Source organism: Rhodopirellula bahusiensis (assembly GCF_002727185.1).
GTDB classification, from domain to species: domain Bacteria; phylum Planctomycetota; class Planctomycetia; order Pirellulales; family Pirellulaceae; genus Rhodopirellula; species Rhodopirellula bahusiensis.
Genome location: NZ_NIZW01000028.1, coordinates 24,889 through 45,271, shown reverse-complemented (window position 1 = coordinate 45,271; position 20,383 = coordinate 24,889). Strand labels below are relative to the sequence as shown.

The following is a 20,383-nucleotide window of genomic DNA, read 5'->3' as shown; positions in this document are numbered from 1 at the left end:
ACATCAACGAAGATGACTCGAGTCGACACGAAGCCCCTGCGGCGTCGACAACGCCCTTCAGTGGTCCTATGCGTCAATCATCGAGCCTTCAACGGCTCACCAGTCTACACCGATTCCAAGATTCTCGCGCCGGTTCTCAACGCGTGAAAACGAGTTTTCGATCAATCCAAACGTATAGATCCCAGTCGGTTCAGGGGAGACTCCCGCACCCCCATTCACACAGAGCCTCTATACATTTCAAACGGCATTTCTCTTCACTTTCGAAAACCGTTTCGCATCAATAGATTGTCTGCAGATCCTCGTCACCACGACGTGCGTGAGTCGTGTCGATGGACTGACCAAACACCCAATCGGTCCCGCGATCCCCATCGGAATCGTCCACTGCACCGTCGGCAATCTTTGCATCCAACAGATCAGTGACCAAATTCGCCATTCGGTCGGCGGGAGTCAGCGACGAATTGGACCAATCCCTGAGCAGTCGATCCGCAGAGATTTCGTCGATGGCATCGGCGATCAGAAGATCGTCATCAAAGCCTCCGTCGATTCGATCAGCACCATAGCCGCCGACAATGACGTCGTTACCTGACTGGCCATTCAGTCGATCATCACCGGCTCCACCATCGAGGAAGTCGTTGCCGGCACCACCACGAAGCTCGTCGTCACCGGCTCCGCCATACAACCGCACCGGAATGGTGAGAGTACGATCGGCAGAGACATCGTCATTCCCATCGCCACCATAGACTTCAACTCGGCTGATGTCAGAGAAGATATCGCGGGTCCAAGAGCTGCGTCCAGTTCGCGTTCGAACCTCAACCGAATTTGGTTCCAGACGAACGTCTTTCAAACGGATGTCGTTGTCGCCTTCCGTCCCACCAACCATCAAGATGAACTGCCCCGATGCGTGAGGGTCGGACTTCAGTCGGTGGTCCAGCACTTTCAACGTATGAGTCATCGTGCCCGCACCGTTTTTGGTGTCCACCGTATCCACTTCCACGGTGTAGTCGTCGGCGACGTGCAAGGTGAACACAACGGACTGCCCCGCACCGGTCTGCACCAATTCTCCGGAAGAATCCTTGACCTCCCACAAATAGCTGACGATTGCACCATCGGGCAGCGACTTGAATGTTGCCGAGTAGCTGATGGGTTGTCCAGTGACAGCGATGAAGTCTCCATCGAAATCGACGTCCCGTTCGGTCGGTACTGCCGGATCATCCGGATCGCCATTGCCCGGATCATTTTCGTTTCCACCAGAATCAATCTGCCAACCCACCGGGGCGATCGCTCCCGCAGCCGCATCGAGGAAGAGCTGCTTGTTCACGGAAGTCATGTTGTCGAAGCGGAACGCACCCAACTCTTCCTGCGGATCCAACTTCGGATAGTTGCCACCATCGTTGCGGATCCAGTTGTTCCCCAGACCATCGGCAAGCGTGTCGAAACCATTGCCGCCCAAGATCGTGTCGTCTCCTTGCTCACCATCGATGTCGTCGGCCCCGACCGCCCCCATCAACATGTCATTGTCATCACCTCCGCGAATGTGATCGCCCTGAAGTGAGATCGTCACACCATTCAGACTGGATGATTCCAGGAACGTACGCATCGAGTCGTCGATGAATTCCAGATGGTAATTTGACCGTCTCAGGGAGGTGAATGCGGCGGGATCGTCAATCGTGATCGCAGCAACCATCGAGGCATGATCACCGAGAATGACATCGCTGCCGGCATCACCCTGAAGCGTGTCTTGCCCCAAGATCCATTGGCCACCCATTTCAGCGTGACGCAATTCGGGCGCCATCGCATCGGTTGTCGAAGCTGCTTGAGCCTCCCGTCCAACGCTGCGATCAAAGCTGGTCGCATGATCCAGTCGATCCAGATTGGCGATTTGATCCAACATGGCTTCAACGTGCTGGTCCAAATCACGCAGTGCATCGTCATCCGCGGGCGTGTCGCGGAGCAGAGGTGACACCAAAACGCCAAAATCGCCACCGATGAAATCGTTGCCTTCACCACCTTCGATGGTGTCGTTGTCGATCGAACGGTCCAAGGTCGGCACGTAAGCGATCCGATCCAGCGATGGCCGCCGAGCGAGCTCCTCAGCGACGTTGATCAGCCGCGACTGGTGACGTTCGTCAAGATCGACTTGCTGCAACCGAAGCTGTTCGAACAGGTTCTGCTCAAGAGCACGCAGTGAGTCAGGGTCCAGTCCAACGGCACCTTGCGAATCGGGGAAGTCGCCCTCTTCGCCGGTGACGTAAGGAGCGATCATCAGTGCATCGCCACCAACCATCGTGTCGCTTCCCGCATCTCCAAAGAGACTGTCGTCGCCGAATTTCAATTGGTAGTGCTGAACGTACTGAATGTCGTTGCCAGCGATCACAGGCAACGTCGGTCGCGCGGCTTCTGCATCGTCAAGCAATTGATCAATCAAGTCGAGGTGACCGCGAGAGACCAATTGAATCGCATCGTCCGAGAGAGTTCGATAAAGATCGAGTCGCCGCAACAACTCGGCCGCGTTCTCGGCAACCGTTCCAGCACCAGGAATGGTTTGGGTCGACGGCAATTCCACCAGCGCGTTGTCACCAATGATGGTGTCCGCACCATCTCCTCCTCTCAGTTCATCGCTAGCAACGTCGATCTCGCGTTCAACAACCGGTTCAGCGTTGATGGAATGTTGAACCACACCACGGTCCAAAGAGGCTGACTCCAGTGCATGCATGATGCCCGCGATGGTTGCTCGGACACGTTCGATGGCTTCATCAACCGGTGCGATTCCTGACTGCAGGTCGCTGTTGACGATCCATTGGTCGCCCACAATCCAATCGTCGCCGCCTTCGCCGTGAATTGTATCCTCTCCACTCAACACATCGGTGTGACCGAGGAAATCGGGTGTCAGCATCACCGAGGCAGACAAACGCAAGTTGTCCATCGTCGAGATTCGGTCGTCGTTTGCCCAGTTGGAAAACACAGCGTTGATGTCCGTCACGCGGTCCCAGCGAGGTCGCTCCGCCACCAAAGCACCGGGTTCGGCCACAAAGTCAGGAACCATCAAATGCCCCAAGCCTGGCAAGTCCAGCTCGATCCCTGATAGCGAATCGTAGCCCGACACGGCCGCAATCAGACGCGTCGCGTCAATCATCTGTGGCAGATCGGTCTCGTAAGGAGCGACGTTGATGCCGTGATCACCGATCAACAAATCATCGCCGAGTCCACCGCGAAGATTGTCGTCGCCACGTTGCCCAAGAACAATGTCGTTGCCATCACCGCCGTCCACCGTGTCGTCGTCCGCGTCGACGAGATCAAGCAGCAACGCAACCGTTTGGCTGATGCCTTCCGAGTTCGTGTGCAATTGCCCAGACGGCAGGTGCATGCTGGCCAAGACCATTTGGTCGGCATCCAACAACCGGTCGATCAAATCGGCTGGTGCGTCGATCAGACCGGTTGGCCCGAGCGGAATGATGTCGATCACCCGAGCAATTCGCTCGGTGAGAATGTCGCGATGCCAGACGCCATCGGAATTCAATTGAGGCGTCTCGTCCTCGTTCGTATCTCGCAGAATTTGTCCCGCATCCGCGAGAATGAAGTCGTGCCCGTCATCACCATTGATGGTGTCCGCCCCCAAACCGCCGATCAATTCATCATCGTCCGTTCCGCCGTGAATCAAGTCATTTCCGCGTTGCCCAAGAATCACATCGATTCCAGCGTCGCCTGACAGAATGTCGTTGCCACCAACCAGATCGAGATCGTCAAACGGTTGCAGCTCACGCACCACAACGTGGTCAAAGGGAGCCAGGTATGTCGTCCAGGTACCGAGTTCGGTCCCGATCAACTCGCGAGTGATGATGCCGTTGTCACCAAGCAAAGCATCCTCGTCATCACCACCTTCGATGGTGTCGTCACCGTCGCTGCCGAAGGGAACGTTGTGGCCGCCGACCAAATCATCCTGCCCGGCACCACCACGAATGACATCGTCGGCTTGTCCGCCCCAGATGAAATCGTCGCCATCGTCTCCGTCAATCGTGTCGTTCCCACCGCCATCGGTCAGTTCGATGAAGCGGCTGATCACATTGCGATCGGCGGGGCGGGTGAAATCGACTTCACCGTGGTCACCCAAAATCACATCGTGCTCGGAGCCACCCGAGATCAGATCGCCATCAGCGCCTCCGACCACGATGTCATTGCCACCTCGGCCAAAGATGGTATCCACCCCGCCTAAGGTCGGATCGGTCGTGTTCAATTGCTCGCGAATTCCGTGGTCATCAAACTTGATTTCACCGTTATCGCCAAAGATCACATCCTGCGAGTTGCCACCAGTGATCGCGTCATCGCCACTGCCACCCAACAGGATATTCAGTGCGTCTCCAGCGGTGATCGTATCGTTCCCGCCGATGTCAGCCGTCTGCGTCGCGATGCGAACCCGAAGACCAGTACCGGCATCGAACGTCGCGGTTCCTTCGTCTCCGATGATGATGTCGGGCAAGTTGTCGCTACCGGCAAGCAACTGATCGTCGCCCGAACCGCCAAACAAAATCTTTTCGCCGGCACCTGCGGTGATCCAGTCATCGCTGCCAAAGGTTGGCTCGTTGGTGGAGACCTCAATCAGAATCGCAGCCCCCGAAGCGACATCAAAATCAGCCGTGCCACCATCGCCCACGATGATGTCGTTGCCCGATTCCCCAACACCAGCGACTTCGGCTCGATCGTAATTGATGTAGTCCGACTCGAAGCCACCAAAGATGATGTCGTTGTCATCCCCGCCTGAGATCAGATCTTTGCCACCAGCATCAGGTGATTTTGTCTGCACCAAATCAAGGGCGCTGGCAATCACCGTCCCGGTCGCATTCGCATCAAGCGGAGCTCTTTTAATCACACCCGTGTCACCCAAAATGACATCATCACCGGCTTCGCCGAAGACATCGTCGTCGCCGGCACCACCAAAGATCTGGTCCGCACCAGCACCACCGCTGATCATGTCCACATCGCCTTCGAGGTCATCCACGGTGATCAAGCGAGTTGGACCGCGAACGATCCCATCGGTCTGATCCTCGGGATAGGTCGAAATCCGAAACTCGCTGGTCGCATCAAGCGTCTCGGTGAAATCAGGAGAAATCGACAGCGTGTTTTCGTCGTTCACGGTGATCAATCGCGGGGTCTGCAAGAACCCGGTGCCGTTGTTGATGTCGACCATCAAACCAACCAAGCCATTGTCGAAGACGTCTTTCAGTGGGAACGCCGCATTCGCATCGACAACATTTCCGTCTTCGGCAAAGCCACCGGTCACCGTTCCAAGAATGGGGTCGGGGGCATCGCCCAAACGCGTCACGATGGTTGTGTGTCCATTTGCATCCGCAGCGGTTGAGTAGTCCACGCGTCCGCGGTCACCGAACAAAATGTCGTCCCCAGAACCGCCAATCAACGTGTCTTTTCCCAGCCCACCGAACGCGACAACGCCCAGCGTCGAAGCCGATGCGTCCACAACGTCGTCACCACCTTGAGCGTTGATCGCGATCGGGCCGTCGGCCAAATCCGTGATCGTGTAGGTGTCTCCCACAGCAGGTATTTCGATCCAGTTGCCTAGCAGATAGATCGTGTCTTCCGTGTGTTCAACGATCGTGTAGGTATGTCCCGTTCCGACCCCGCTGGTCATCGTCACTTTCATACCGACCAGCTCATTCTCCCCACCAAAATGGGCGGCCGAATCAAACAAACTGGCGAACTCCGTCTCCCCTGCATCGGTGGAACACGTCACCAAACTTGTCACCTCATCGGTCTTACAGTCAACCGATCCCGTCATCACATCGGTGATATCCTCTGCAATCACATCCACATAGAACCGATCGCCTTCGCGGTCAGTAGCCGGCCAGTAGACATCGTCCCCACCATTGATGATGGTCCAGGTCTGGAACGATTCATCCTCCGATGTTGTCGGATCATCCGCACGCTTGTGAGTGCCGAAGACGTGGAAGTCATTGTTGCCGCGGCCCAAGGAGATTTGCAGAACTTCAAGGTTCCCATACTGGATGCCTCCCGGTTGAAGTCGTCCCCCCACGGTGACGTCAGGTCCCGTATTGAGTCCCCACAAACGGTCCGCCGTCAGATACCCGGTGCTGTCCGCCGGACTGTCTTCGTCGTGCACGAACATGTAGTCAACGGAGGTTTGCTCATTGACAAAGAAGTTCAAACTCTCCGAAGTGATCGCAAACTTTTTGACCAGATCGTCTGACTGGATGAAGAATGACGTGGCATCGGCTGCGATCGATATCCAATCCGCCTCCACATCAATCGTGATCAAGCCATCGGGATCAGCCACCGCCGATTTGATCACAGCGGACGATAGCATTTGACCATCCGCATCATTCAATTCGATGGTCCGTCCGTACAGATCGCCGACGTTCGCAATCCCAAGCCGCAATTGTTCTTGCCGCGAAAGACGTAAATCCACGCTGGAAGTATGAGCACCCGCTTCCAGTGAATCCAAGTCTCCACCAAGGCCAAACCGCTCATTGAGCGTCACCACCACCTGGCCGTCCTGCACGGTCGCTTCGGTGATCAATCGGAATTGTCCGACGACTGGATCACGGGGACTGCCTTCGGCTGGTTTGGTCGCGACAACTTCAAACGTTCGTCCCACCAGCGACTGAACGTTGCTCAAATCTGACACCAGTCCGGCAGAGAACAACTGTTCGCTAGTCAAAGTATTGAATGTCACCGTCGTTCCGACAATCGATTCAACTTCGCCGGTGGCCGGCTTCACGTTGGTTTCTTGAGGCAAAATCTCAGGGTTGCCTAAACCAGCCAACGAACCATCTCCCCCCGATCCGTTGACAATCACAGGCCCCAGAATTCCGCTCAGCGTGTTCGGTCCCGGTGCGAACACTTTGGTATCACCACCGTCGACCAACAGATCGTCGATGACTCGGACGCCAATCCGAACCGGAACGTCCCAGTTTGTTTCGTCAAAGGCGACAATCAGGTTGTTGGCATTGTCAGGATCGACTCGGACTCGTGAGGCATCCAATCCGTCTAGATTAAAAATTTCGACCTGACGAGCATCCGTCCGAACACCTCCGGTACGGGTCGTCTTGGTCACTTCCGGCGTGACAACAACTTCCACAACGCGACGCCCTGCGGCAACGTCATCCACCGGCGGCGATGTCAGCACCAACTCATAGCGATCCTCACCCCAGGTGAGTGTTCCATTGCTGGTAACCATTCGCTGTTCAGCGTTCCCGGACACGATCAAAGTCAGCTCGCTCGTCTCGTCTGGAACCGTTTCCCAGAGGGTGTCCAAGGTAATCTGATTGCCTTCGTTCGCGATGATCGTGGCAGTTTGCCCCACGCCCGTCCCATCACTCACAGTGACCGTCTCGCCCACAACGTCACTGGTTGGAATCGCATCTCCATCCAGTTCGAGCACCATGAATGGAGTTGCTCCCTCCACCACGTCAGTCGAACCACCAGTTTCTCGTACCAAAACGGTCGGCGCATCCGCATCGCTGATACGCACCAGAACTGGGTGAGTGAAGGCGTCGCCAAATCCAGGATTCACATAGTTGTAAGAGATCGTCAAATCACTGCCTGAAACTTTGACGACTTCTTCTCCCGCGAAGAAGACAATCTTGTTGCTGACAATTGCATAGACGGGTTTGGACTCGGTTCCCGCAGGAACGGTGTCGTCTTTCAGTTGGAGATTTTGACCTTTGTACTCAACGCTGGTGACTCCTGTGGGACGTTCACTCAGACCAACCCATTCCACTGCGGCGGTCTCGGGAATATTGAACTGGTCCACTTTGCTGAGTTCTTGATCCAGATCCTCGGACCCCAGTTCCAAACTGATCTGGCTGACATGGAACCCTTCGCGGATTTGATCCACCAAACCAATGATCATCACCTCTTGAACGACGTCCCAATTGCCTGGGGTGAAAACCAAGGAGTTGGAAGCGATGGGATGACCGTCGGTGGTTTGCAAACTCAGTTGAACATCGTCGTAGACCAACCGCATCGTCACATCGGAACTGGGCTGACGAGTCAACTTCAAACGCAGCACATCACGCTCGCCGAGTTGATCGCCGTCACCGCCTTCGATCACAGCGGTCACGGTGTCCTCACCTAAAATGCCATCGGTGGATTCGGAGAGATCCAGGCCATGCGTTTCGTCGACCACGATGCCGGCTTCGTCGTTGTCGTTGACTTCCACACTGACGCTCGAAACGGCCAAACCATCGAATCGAGCGATCCGATACACGCTCTCTCCTGCAACAGGATCCGTCCGCCAATCGCCATTCAAAATCAAGGTATTCGCGTCGATCGCATCCAAGATCAATCGGCGTTGACCAGCCCCAGGGCCGCCCACAATTTCAATGGTCGCGCCGCGAAGTCCTTCGGCACCAAACTCAACCGCAGTGAAATCGGCATCGCTGTCAACGAACGTCGTTCGCGTGTCCAACTCGGCGGGGAAGGATGGATCGGCCGGCAAACCAACCGGCGACTCATCGAAATCTGAAACTCGTCCGACCAACGAGTCGTCGACGGCGATTTGATAGCGACTGTCCAACGCAGGCGGGTTCGTCAGACTCCATCCACGATCCAGAGTGAATTGGACATCGCCGCCTATCCCAGGCACCAAGTTGCTATTCGCAACATCGATGTGGAATTGCAAATCGAATGAGACACTGGATTTGAAATCGTAGTAGTCATCCAGGTTATTGACTGAATCCGACGGAATCAGTCCGAGTTCCAAACGTCCGTCCGTCAGTGCAGCCTGCAATTGCGACTGAGTGAGAGGAATCGAGGCTTGTACGAAACTGTATTGGCGACCGGAATAGTCGTTGAACAAGACGTCCAACTGCGATCCATCCAGAGTCACTTCGATGGTTTCACTGTTGTAATCCAAATCAGCGACGAAACGCAGATTCAACATACCGCCGGTCGTTGGCGTCACCGATTCCCCACCGGTGCTCAATTGCATTGCAAACGTTTTTGGATTCGACCGATCAATCTCGACTGCACTGGATGCGAACGTGACAACTTGATCAGCACCGGTGATGAACCGGCTTTGTCCCACCCCGGATCCATCAATGATCGTGATCTGGCGGCCAAGAAAATCTTTTGGCTCTTCGATCAACGGGTTCGTCGGATCACTGGGATCGTTGACCGTGAAGGTGGTATTGCGAATGTCGACCGGATGCCCAGCTTCAGTCGATTCAGCCAAGACGATTGAATAATTGCTGGACGTGTCCGGCAAATGAGTTCCGGCCAACCAAGAGCGATCGACAGTCAACTGCAAGTTTCCGCCGACCAATCGAGCATCGGTGATTCGACGTGTCTGAGTGGTCAGCCCATCCGATGAAGTGACCGTGATGGTTTCCCCAACGAATTCGTGGGACGGTAAACTGGTCTCAATCGTGATCGTCGGTGAATCGCTGAGCACCAGCGGAGTCCCCACGATGGTCGTTGCGGTCGACGACACGATGTGGTTGATCACGGCGGACTGTTTTCCTTCGAAAGCAGCGTCGTCATAGGAGAACGTGTCGGACTCAGACAACTCATCACGAGTGAACAATCGCCCCGTATCCAACTGAACTTCATCATCCGCGAGAATGTCGACCCTTTGTGGGATGAACCAGTTCTCAGACGTGAACGTCAACGTGACAGCGGATCCGTCCGCCTTTTTCTCTGATCCTGGCGCCACACTGCTCAGACGAAACGCCAACGCACCCAGTTCACGTCCCGCGGTGCTTGGAAGCGGAGCGAGGGCCTGGACCAAAACATCGAAACCGCTCATGGGAGCTTGCGTGAGCACGATCTCGTAGAAGTCGACCACGCTTGCATCCACCGCCCCGGTTTCGCCAACGATCGTGGAGCCGTTGGATGTTCGAATGACAACAAAGGGCTCTTCGTTGTCCGCCACGTTGGACGACACGCCATGCAGCTTCAGATCTTCATAGCGAAGGTCACTGCTGTATGACATGTTGTTGGTGACGATGCCGCTGTGCCCCTTCAGGTCGTTGCTGACAACCGGAGGTGTGTCGCCGGACAAGTTGAAGGTGTCATCGCCCAAACCACCAAACAGTTCTGTCAAGAACTTCTCGCTGGTGCTTTTAACGTAAAAGCGATCGTTGCCTTCCGCCGCGTCGACACGCAACGATTCAATGTTCGTGAAGTCGATCGTCAGCCCCGCGCCGTAGACACCGTCTTCCGTGATCACAAAGTCGTCACCGAATTCGGTGCCGATGACCGTCAGCGTGTCGAATCCATCGCCACCGTCGATGTTGACCGGAGCGTTGACGGCATACTGAACCAAGTCGGCACCTGCACCGCCAGTGATGTCTGTGCGAGCACGCTGGGGTTCTCGCGATCCGACCAACGCGAACGCGCGAACTTCGAATCCATCGTCGCCTTCGTTCCCGTTCAACGTCAAAACCGCTTGGTTATGAAAAACGACGAAGTGATCGTCGCCCAAACCACCGCTGATGGTCATCGGCTGGCTGATTCCGTTGGACAAAAAACCACGCGTCGTTTCGATCGTCGCGAAAACGTCATCCACCGAGACATTCGCGTCCACTTCGGTGCGTTGCGAACGGAACAATTGCCCGACTTGGAAGGCATCGTCTCCATCACCACCATCGATCGTCACTTCCGCTGCCGTGTCATCGATTGCGAATTGATCGTCGCCCATGCCACCTTGAACGAGAATCCGTTCGACGCCCAAATAGTTGACTCTTTGGACCGATGGGTTGTACGCAGCCTCATCCGAGGAATGATCAGGATCCGTCAGAACAGCCACAAACGCGTTCGTTCCGCTAACGCTCGCCCGCAACAAGAACTGGTCGGGATCGATTGTCCCAATAGCGTCGAACACATCCACACCCGACATGCCAGTGTCAAGAATAGAAAGCAGCGAGTTCACTTTCCCGCGAGCGAAGTAGACCTTGAACGTGTCGTCGCCTTCTTCGCCATCGAGACGATCGTTGCCATCGCGTGAGTACACGAGGTCGTCGCCATCACCACCGTACACTTGGTCGCTGCCAAGTCCACCGTCCAACAAGTCGTCGGCCGCGCCACCTTGCAGTGAGTCATTGTGATGCTGGCCATACAACGAATCGATGTCCGCTCCGCCATCCAAGGAGTCATTGCCGAGCCCACCGAACAAGATGTCCTCACCCGACTCGCCATACAGAGCATCTCGCCCGGGACCACCTTCCAATCGGTCATCTTTGGCACCGCCGACGATCATGTCGTGGCCGATGTTCCCCAACAAGAAATCAACTCCGTCGTCTCCGTGCAGCGAGTCATTCCCTTGCCCGCCATCGATCAAGTCATCTCCATCGCCACCATGCAAATCATCATCGTCACGCCAACCGCGAATGACATCGATTCCAGGACCGCCATAGATCGTGTCCCGGCCGTCACCGCCAAACAGCCAATCCAATCCTCCCGTGGAGCCGACTTTCAAATCGCCCCAGATCGAATCGTCGCCGAGCCGTCCATTGATTGAATCGTTCCCGAGTCCACCGACCAACTCATCGGGCCCACTGCCACCGAACAACACGTCGTCGCCGGCTCCACCATCGAAGGAAACCATGCGAGTCACATTGGCGTGAACGAATAGCAGGTCATTCCCAGTGTCAGCGGAGGCTTCAATCAGAGAGACGCTGGACGCATCGAACCGTTCGGATTGCGATCCAAATCCAGAGACAACGATCTCATTTGTCGCCGGGTTGTAGCCCACATAGATCGCTTCGTTTGCATTGTCTGTTCGGTAACCGCGAGTCGAAGATTCTTTGCCAACATTCAGCTTCAGGGTCCCGCCCGACAACGTCGCCAAGTCAGGCGAAGTGAACGCTTTGTCCTCCAGAGGGATATTGAATCCGATCGTGAAGATGTTCACACGAACGTCAATGACCGTGATGAACAGAGCTTTGATCTTCAAAAACGCATCGCCGCGAACTTCGATTCGCACACTCTTGTCAAACGCATTCTCAGAGTCCCCAAACGTCAGCAGCCCGTTGTCATCCACCGACGTTTCGGTCAGCACATCGAATTCGCTGGCTCGAATGCGCCCGTCGCCATTGGGATCGTGAAAGTTGAGATCTTGCCCTGTATGGAACGACATTTCCACGCCGACCTTGAGACTGCCAAGCGCGGTTCCAAATTTCCGAAAGACACCCACGCCGATTCCGCCAAGGATTCGCGATTGTGGAACATCTGTCAGTCCATAGCTGGTCCCAATTGGCCCGCTTTCATTGCCACCTATCAGAGATGGATTCAGATCGACGCCGTCAGTATCGTCGAAGTAAAATCCTTCGATGATCGCATCCGGATTCCCCGAGTCTCGGTAGAGTTCGAGGCCGGTTGTGTCGACCGCAACGCCATAGTCCATGCGTGCTTCGAATGAGACGGACACAAATGGAGTCGGAGAACCGTTGCTGACGACGTCGCAAATTCCGGAACTCGCGAACGCGGAACCAAACGGCACTTCGCAGAAGAACGTTTTCTTGTCCAAGGGAAAGTCTTGATACAGCGTGAACTGCAATTCAGGCGTGCTGTAGTGCAGCAGATTGCTTTCCGCCGCTGACTTGCCGTCAAACGTGGTGTCACCGATGAGCAACCCGAATGCCTGATTCAAAATGGGCAACTCAATGGGATCGAATCCTTTCAGGGCACTGTCGATCGGAGAAAAGACTTCTCGGGTCACTCCGCCCAACAAGTCAAAACCGTATCCAATTCCTCGACCAGGCAACGTCTGAGTCATCAGGAAGCTGGCCGCAGCCTGCTGAGCAGACGCAAGCGGATCGTTGAGGACCGCGTTGATCTGGCCCTTGATGGATCCTGAGTAGTCACCCACTGCGTTTTGAACACGAACATTGACGGCCTCCGACCAGGGAACGACTTCATCGGCGACAAACGAGGAAGTCACCGACAGAACGGTCTCCGAAACGGAATCGACTGTGTAAGTACCAGCATTGGCGCCACCCTCGATCCGAATGGTTTGTCCAGATTGAAATCCTTCGCTCGTCCACGTCGAGGCGTTGCCCACCATCCGTGGCACCGAAATGGATGAGCCAACCGAACTGAAACCCTCACGTGAGATCCAGGCTGTGTTGCCGGAGACAACTCCGACTTTGTAGACGCCGTTGAAGCTCGCACTGCCCCCCGTCAAATTTTCGACGGTGAGCGTGAATCCTTCCGTCACGCCATAGGTCGACCAAGGCACACTGCTCGTCAGTGTCGATCCGGCAAAGGCGGAGTACCCCCAATCAAATGTTTGATCTGTCAGGACAACATTCTGACGCGCAATCGAACCATCATTCGAATCGAACACCAAGTCGGGACTTCCGCTCAAACGCAAAGGAGCGTCCCCAAAGTCACCTTTCAATCGTTCCGCGTTGCTGGACTCATCGTAGATGCTTTCGACGGTCGCGTTTCGGCTCATCGCCTCACTGACACTGACATCAAAACGCCCCATGTCGATCCAGTGCTGCCCCGTCAAGTCGTTGATCGCGGTCAGCGTTCTCTTCGAGTCAGCAAAACCGATCAGGTCCAAGTAATTCGTGAATCCGGTATGTGATGGCGTGCCGCCGTCGACCAATTTTCGAATCACATCGGCGGCCCCCGCAAAATCGCCTGCCTCACTGCGACCACCAAAAATGCCGGGGGCCGACGCATAAGACGTCCGTCCAAACAAGGCGGACAAGATCGGCATCGCTTCGCTGGTCAGAAAATCAATCACTCCATCCATGGGCTCCAAAGCCGCACGAAATCGCGTCAGAGACGGGCCCAAGAAATCACGCACAAAACCGACCAATTCAAATTGGACGTCGTTGAACGCGATCTCGTCTGGAGTCCCCTTGGTCAACAACGAATCGCTCAGGCCCCAGTCCCAGTTGGTCACGTCCAACTGAGCTCGGAATGGTGGGAACGCTGCCGTGCGAGGCAAATTGGTTTCCAGTTGAAGCGAAATATCGTTGAGAACAATTTCTTGCCCAACTCCAGTGCCCTCCGTCAGGGTGAGAAAACCTGACAGCGGAGCCGCCGTGAATCCGTTTCGCGGTGCGACGGGGAATTCGGGTTGCGAATCCAGATCGTTGACCGACAAACGTGTCTGGCTCCCGTTCTCGTTAGGATCATGCAAATCAAAGACAAACGTCCCGGTGAACTCCGACTGGTCAGGCGTCGCATCCCAAACGCGATAGGGAAGCACACCCATCTCCGCATCGAAACCATGTTGTTGATTGGAACGGATCCGAACGCCAGCGACTCCACTCGCATTGACGGTCAGGCCATCTTCCAAAGTCAATGTGCGACCAACGGCATCGATCGCCGAAATGATCCACGATCCATCATTCGATCCGGCATTGTCGACTGTGATCGTGTCCCCCACTCGAAAACCATCCTCGAGCCAGCTACCGGCACCACGTGTGATGGTCTGTTGGCTAGCATTGAAATCGACGGCGTTTCCGCCAGTCATCGAAACCGTCGAAACCTGCACTTGGATCCCCTTCGTGGGGCCTTCAGGGACAACGCGATCATCTGCCAGGCTGGAAGCGGCAAGAGCTTCATCGGTGGCCGCGAGCGTCAGTTCGGTACCCAACGAATCAATTGCAGTGATCACGAACCGACCGTCGTTGTTTGCCACGTTGTCACTGCCTTCGACCTCGATGATTTGCCCGACCTTGAATCCGTCAAAGATCCAACTGCCTTGATCTCTCGAAATTTTGGGCTGGCTCAAATCCGTGTTGAAGAACGAAAGCGAAGGCTCACCTGACAAACTAGCCACATGATTTGGCAGTGAGATGTCCAGACTGACTTCCACTTCGTTGTCTGACGCAACATCGAGGTAGACACCATCCAGAACACTCACGCCGACGATCAGCGGCATTTTGAAGCCAAACTTCACATCCGCGAGGGCTTCGGTCGTCAGCCCCAAACCAGGCAACAACAAATCCAAATCGATTGGGAACTGGAGACTCTCCGGAGTCATCTCCAAATCCATTCGATACTCGACACCGGTCACCAATTCGCGGCCACTGGCGGTCACAATCGTTTCGCGAGTCACTCCCACATCGTCGATGTTGACGAACGTGTCGGGATTGGACAGCAGGGTGCTGTCTTGCAACCATCCGAACCCGCCCGGTCCAAAGGCATCGAACAACGCCACGTGAACGGAGTCCATCGTGATGCCGGATCTCGGAAGCAGATCAAGGTTGGCATAGACCGACTCACCGATTTGATCCAGAAAGTTGGCTGCGTCAGCCAATTGCTTGCCAACCAGCGGCAGGTCTTGCCCCAACAACGCGGTGTCAAACACATCGTCCAATCCACGAAACAATCGCTGGACGCCGAGTTTGAACCCTTCCATGGAATCGGTCAGCGAAAAGTTCTGGGTCAACGTTTCAAACGTCGCCCATTCGCCTGGATTCCCGGACATGTTCGTCGACAGGGTCGAACTTCTGCTCGGATTGGCCGCTGCGATGTCGTTTAGATTGGTGACCTCAACCGTGATATTGGGAGTCAAGTGAGTAGGAGCGTCTTGCGGGATCACAGATTCCGGAAGCACGAGTCCGAAACTCCCCTTGGCTTCTCCTGCGACATCAATCTTCGTGGTGACAGGGAGAGCAGCCCCCTCCAACGCCTTCGCTGCGTCGACATCGCTTTGCAACTTCACTTTATAGGTAGCGGAATCAGACGTGCCGACAACACCGTCCAGATTCAACGCAAATTGACCACCAAAGACTCCGACCGCCATGCTTCCCAGCACGGCGGGGAAGTTCATGGACTCGGCCGATGACGCTTTGACATGGAACTCAGCTCGAGTTCCCTCATCAGCATTGGGATCCGAAACCAACTTGGTGGCTGGAGCATCCGGATTCGTCAAATCCATGCCGACAACAACATGCATCTCACCATCCGCGACCACATCCAACAGACTGGTTCCCGACGAGTCAACAATTGCAGCGACCTGCCGCAGCCCCAAGGCCTGCAGGTTATCGCCAGCCGCATTCAGATCGTCACCCAACGAAGTCAGATTCAGAGTCAACGGGAGCGAAGGATTGATCTGCTCCAGCAGGTAGTGCAGATCAAACAAGAGCTGCGACGTAGCCTTCTCGAAACTCAGCGAAGTCGCCAAAGTTCCGGCCAGCGAGTTCATTGTTCTCGCGGACGTGTCATTCAGCGCTGCGTGAAGTTGCTGCAACGTTGAGATGGGCAAGTCACGAATCTCGTCCAATCGCGTTTCGAAGTTCTCACCAAACCCCAACATCGAGCCCACCGACTTGGGCAAACCTGGCAGGGACTTCCCGAGTTTGGACTGCGTTTGCAACTCAAACAAATACTCGCTCACCGAATCGAGTGTGCTCAAGAAGTCATCCATCGTGACGGATGCCAACGATTGAAGCAGAGCACGAACGTCATCGTCACTGCTCATCGTCGGCACCAAAACCTCGTCGCCTGATTGGACGTCGAAAACGTTTCCGACAGACACATCAAACGGGGTGGTTCCCGTGGCACCGTCAATCGCAACGCTGGGATACGATCCAACCTGCAATGACACATCAAACGCTGACGCTGTGACGACATTGCCACCCTCAAGCAGCATCGAAAACGGATCTTCCAATCCCGCATTCAAACGGTCCAATGTCTTCCCACGAAGAGTCAGATCGGCTTGAAAGCTGGCGGCATTCACAGACACCGCGGAAACCGCCACATCCAAGGGACCGTAGATTCCGGTGCCGGCTCCCAGCGTGCCTTCATCCAAATCCATGGATAGCTGGATATGTGGCTCGGCAGCACCCTTCAACTGAAGATGGCGACTCGGGGTATCGCCATGCAGCGGCGAACCAACGACTGTCCGCTCCAAATCACCTTCGCGTTGGTCATTGGTCAAACCAAGCCCAAAGGCCGCGGCCGATTGATTCGCCGCACTGACAAACAATCCATTGTTGACTTCGAATTGCGACGTCGCATCCGGTTGGACATCCCAACTTTCCGACAACATCAACACATCATCGGTGTTGGACAAAATGGTGCGAGTTTGCCCCTCGCCTACCCCGCCCGTGATCGTGACCGTTCGGAAGGCAAGCGTCTCACCAGAGAATTGCCCCGTCGCGTGCAGCTCATCATCCGCCGTGTTCGTTTCAGCGGTTCCCGTGATCACACTTTCGATCACGGTCTGATCCACGATCTCAATTCCCGCACCGGCCAGTCGCACACCAAAGTCCCAACTGGCACCAGGATTGCCGGAATCATACAACGTCAGCCCGGCGGCCTCGGCGGCGTCAGTGATCTTGTTCATTAAGTCACCGAGTGTGCCCACCGTTTTCTCGAACAGCATCACCTCGTTGCCATCCACCTCAGTCGAAACAGACGCCCCGAAGGCCAAAGCATCCGCGATGCGTCCGCTGACCGAAAAGGCAGACGCCCCGGTCGTCTTGTCCAGAAATCTCAGGCTCGACCGTGCAGCATCAATCGTTGCCGTGAACCGCTCGCTAGTCACGCCCGCGTCCGTTGCGGATGCGTTGATCAGCTCAAACAACTCAGCCAATGTTGCTGCAACATTCCCGGTGGAAGCGACCGTGTCATCCAGTTCCACATCGAAACCGCTGCCATCGTTCAGAGTGACACTCAGATCACTGCCGCTGCCGCCCACGATCCCAAAGTCTGCAAGCGGGCGTCCCCCAAGCCCGAGATCCAAGTCAACCGAAAACGTCGTTCCGTCGCCGACACGAATGTCTAGATCGGCAAGAAAGCCATCGGTGTCTTGGGTGACCGACACGCCTCTTCCGTCATTGAGCTCCGCCAGCGGAGTTGCCAGCGCCACATCGCCTCCGACCTCGGTCAAAAGCAATTCAAATGGAAAACGCATTTGGATTCGAGCGTTCGAAACGTCAATCGTTCCGGCTGAAAGATCGATCTGTTCCAGGTCACCCATATCGATCAACGACATCGCATTGTCGTTGAGATCCGCAATCGATTGATCGATCACGATCTCAAAGGAAAGCGTCGGTCCGCCGCTCGCATCCGCATCGTAGGCAAGGCCCGTCACAACGCTCGCAGGCAGATCCTCGATTTGTTCCGCAAAGCTCTGAATCGATGCAAATTTGGGCCCGTTGACCGGCGCGACATCGATCACCCACTCATCGCTTGTGTCTCCGAGAACGTCACGTTCCACCGCGACCGCGTCGAGACCTAAGTTGCCGACCGCGGCGTATTCTTCCCCTTCGGAATTCGTTTCAGCGGTGAACTGAAATGTCTCATCTCCCGTTGTGAGATCGGCAAGCATCAATCCAAGTTTCGGATCTTCGACCAATTGCAATTTGCTTGAGTCGTTGACAGCATCAACGATTAGCTGGACCACGTGACCCAGCGTCTTCGGATTGCCAGCATCCAAATCGATGGGATGCGTCTCACCACTTCGAAGTTGCAAGACAAGGTCGGAATCGCTGTCCTCGCTAGTCCCGAGCGGGTCTCCACCATTGACCGTCAAAATTGAAGTCGCCGACGTGTGTTGTGGCAATCGAATCGGCTCGACAATCAGACTCTCGTAGACACCTGATACATCGACCAAGTCCGCGACCGTGAGACTCTCGGTGAGTGGCACAACGCTCGAATCAACTGTTTTCGCGGACAGCGTATCCAAGAAGACCGAAAACTGTTCGGCCATCTGCAGCAGAGTGGTCGCATCGGATTGGAAGAACGGATCAAACTCCGAAGTCGTCAAGTCTTCCGACAAAACTGGATCGGCTTCACTGTAAAGATCGTCACTCCACTGAATGTGAACCGCTTCGCTCTCGGAAATCCCGCTGATCCCCGTCGCCACGGCATACAGATCGACGTCCAATTGAGCCGATGGGTTCGCATCATCGGAGAGCAATTCCATTCGATCGGAACTTTGCAATTCAATGGTCTGGACAACTCCATCGCTGGCCCCTCCATCCTTCCCATCCAACGAAGACAATTCGCTCACCGGGAGTGTCGTTTCGAAATCAAATTGCAACGAACTCGACGCCGACGCTGGACCATGCTTCCCAACTTCCAATCCCAACAACCCTGCGTTGAGCTTGAAGTCGGCGTCAATGTCATCAATGGTTGCCGTGACCCGGACATCATCGGTGAAGTCAACGAAAAAGTATGGGACGGATGAGACATCCCAGCCGATCGACAAATCCCACGTGAATCCAGTTGTCAGGTTGGCTTTTAGCTCGTCAACACCGAGACTATTCTCGAGGGTCCCGTCCATATTCAGCAAAGAATCCGGCAACGACAAGTCAACACTCGAGTGCACCAATTCAGCCGTGATTTCCAGTGCCAAGGTCACTCGATCAGACGTCCCAATGATCTCCGCGTCAATCTCCCAATTCAGCAAGGCGTCTCCCAACTGGCTACTTGCCTTCACCGACTGCAGTTCCTCCAGCAATCCCCAAACATTGATTTCCGGTGAACCTCCGGACGAGAAATAGCTGGCCACCGGATTCGCTATTTTTTCGCGAAAGATCTCGCCGATCGGCAAGAAACTGCCCACCGACTTTTGATTCAACACACTTTGATTCTCTAGCAAACGATCGTGGGTGACGAGTTCGTCACCCAGGCTTGCCAGTTCCTCCAAGCCCTCGTTGATGGCCGTCAACGCACTCGACCAGGAAAGAGAATTCGGCGTCATCGTGTACGCATTGGCGTTTGGAATCGTCGCCGTGCTCGCGCCGCCATCGACTTCAACCGTCGCGGTCCCGCCAGACAAACTGGTCGTCCATGGCGATGTCAAATGTGTCAAATCAATGGCACCACCGGTGTCATTCACCGCGACAGTTCCAAATTGATCTTTCAAGACATATCCATCCGTCCCCGCTTCTCCATCAAGCTGGATCAGATACCCCGAAAGATCACCGACGGTGAACACGTTGTCTTTTGCCCCGCCACGGATTTCCACGCCCGAAATCGAACCGGTCCCCACGACGACTTTTTTCTCGTCGACGCTCATGTCGGACAGAGCAGGATCGTCCTCACTGATGAACGTGTTGCTACTGATCTGAAATGATTCGGTTCCGTGAAATTCGACCACCTGAAGATGATACTGATTGTGCACATCGTCATCTCCCGCCACGAGCAACGTGTCCCCTGACAGCGAAACATCACTGGCGAGCAAACGCCGGTCTTCCAAGGATTCCAAGCGAGCCCGACGCCGTCGATTCAGAGCACGTCGAGTACGGACCTTGCGTTCGCTGCCGTCTCGCACCCGCTTCGAAGCTCGGTTGGATCGTTGACGGAGTTGTTTCAGAAGGTGTTCGATATTCAAAGTTGCTCTCCAAATCCATTTGGCTCCCCCAGAGCGATGCAGTGGAACCATGCACTGGGGATGATCAAGCCAATCCTTTGACTTGAATCAAAACCGCTC

The 20,383-nt window shown here is 55.2% G+C and carries 1 protein-coding gene; it reads right to left on the bottom strand.

All coding sequences use genetic code 11. The features are described 5' to 3' along the window. Window positions 1–277: 277 nt before the first annotated feature. Window positions 278–20,284, bottom strand: a complete 20,007-nt coding sequence (locus CEE69_RS26380) for a calcium-binding protein (RefSeq protein ID WP_143549339.1) — start codon at window positions 20,282–20,284, stop codon at window positions 278–280. Window positions 20,285–20,383 lie beyond the last annotated feature (99 nt).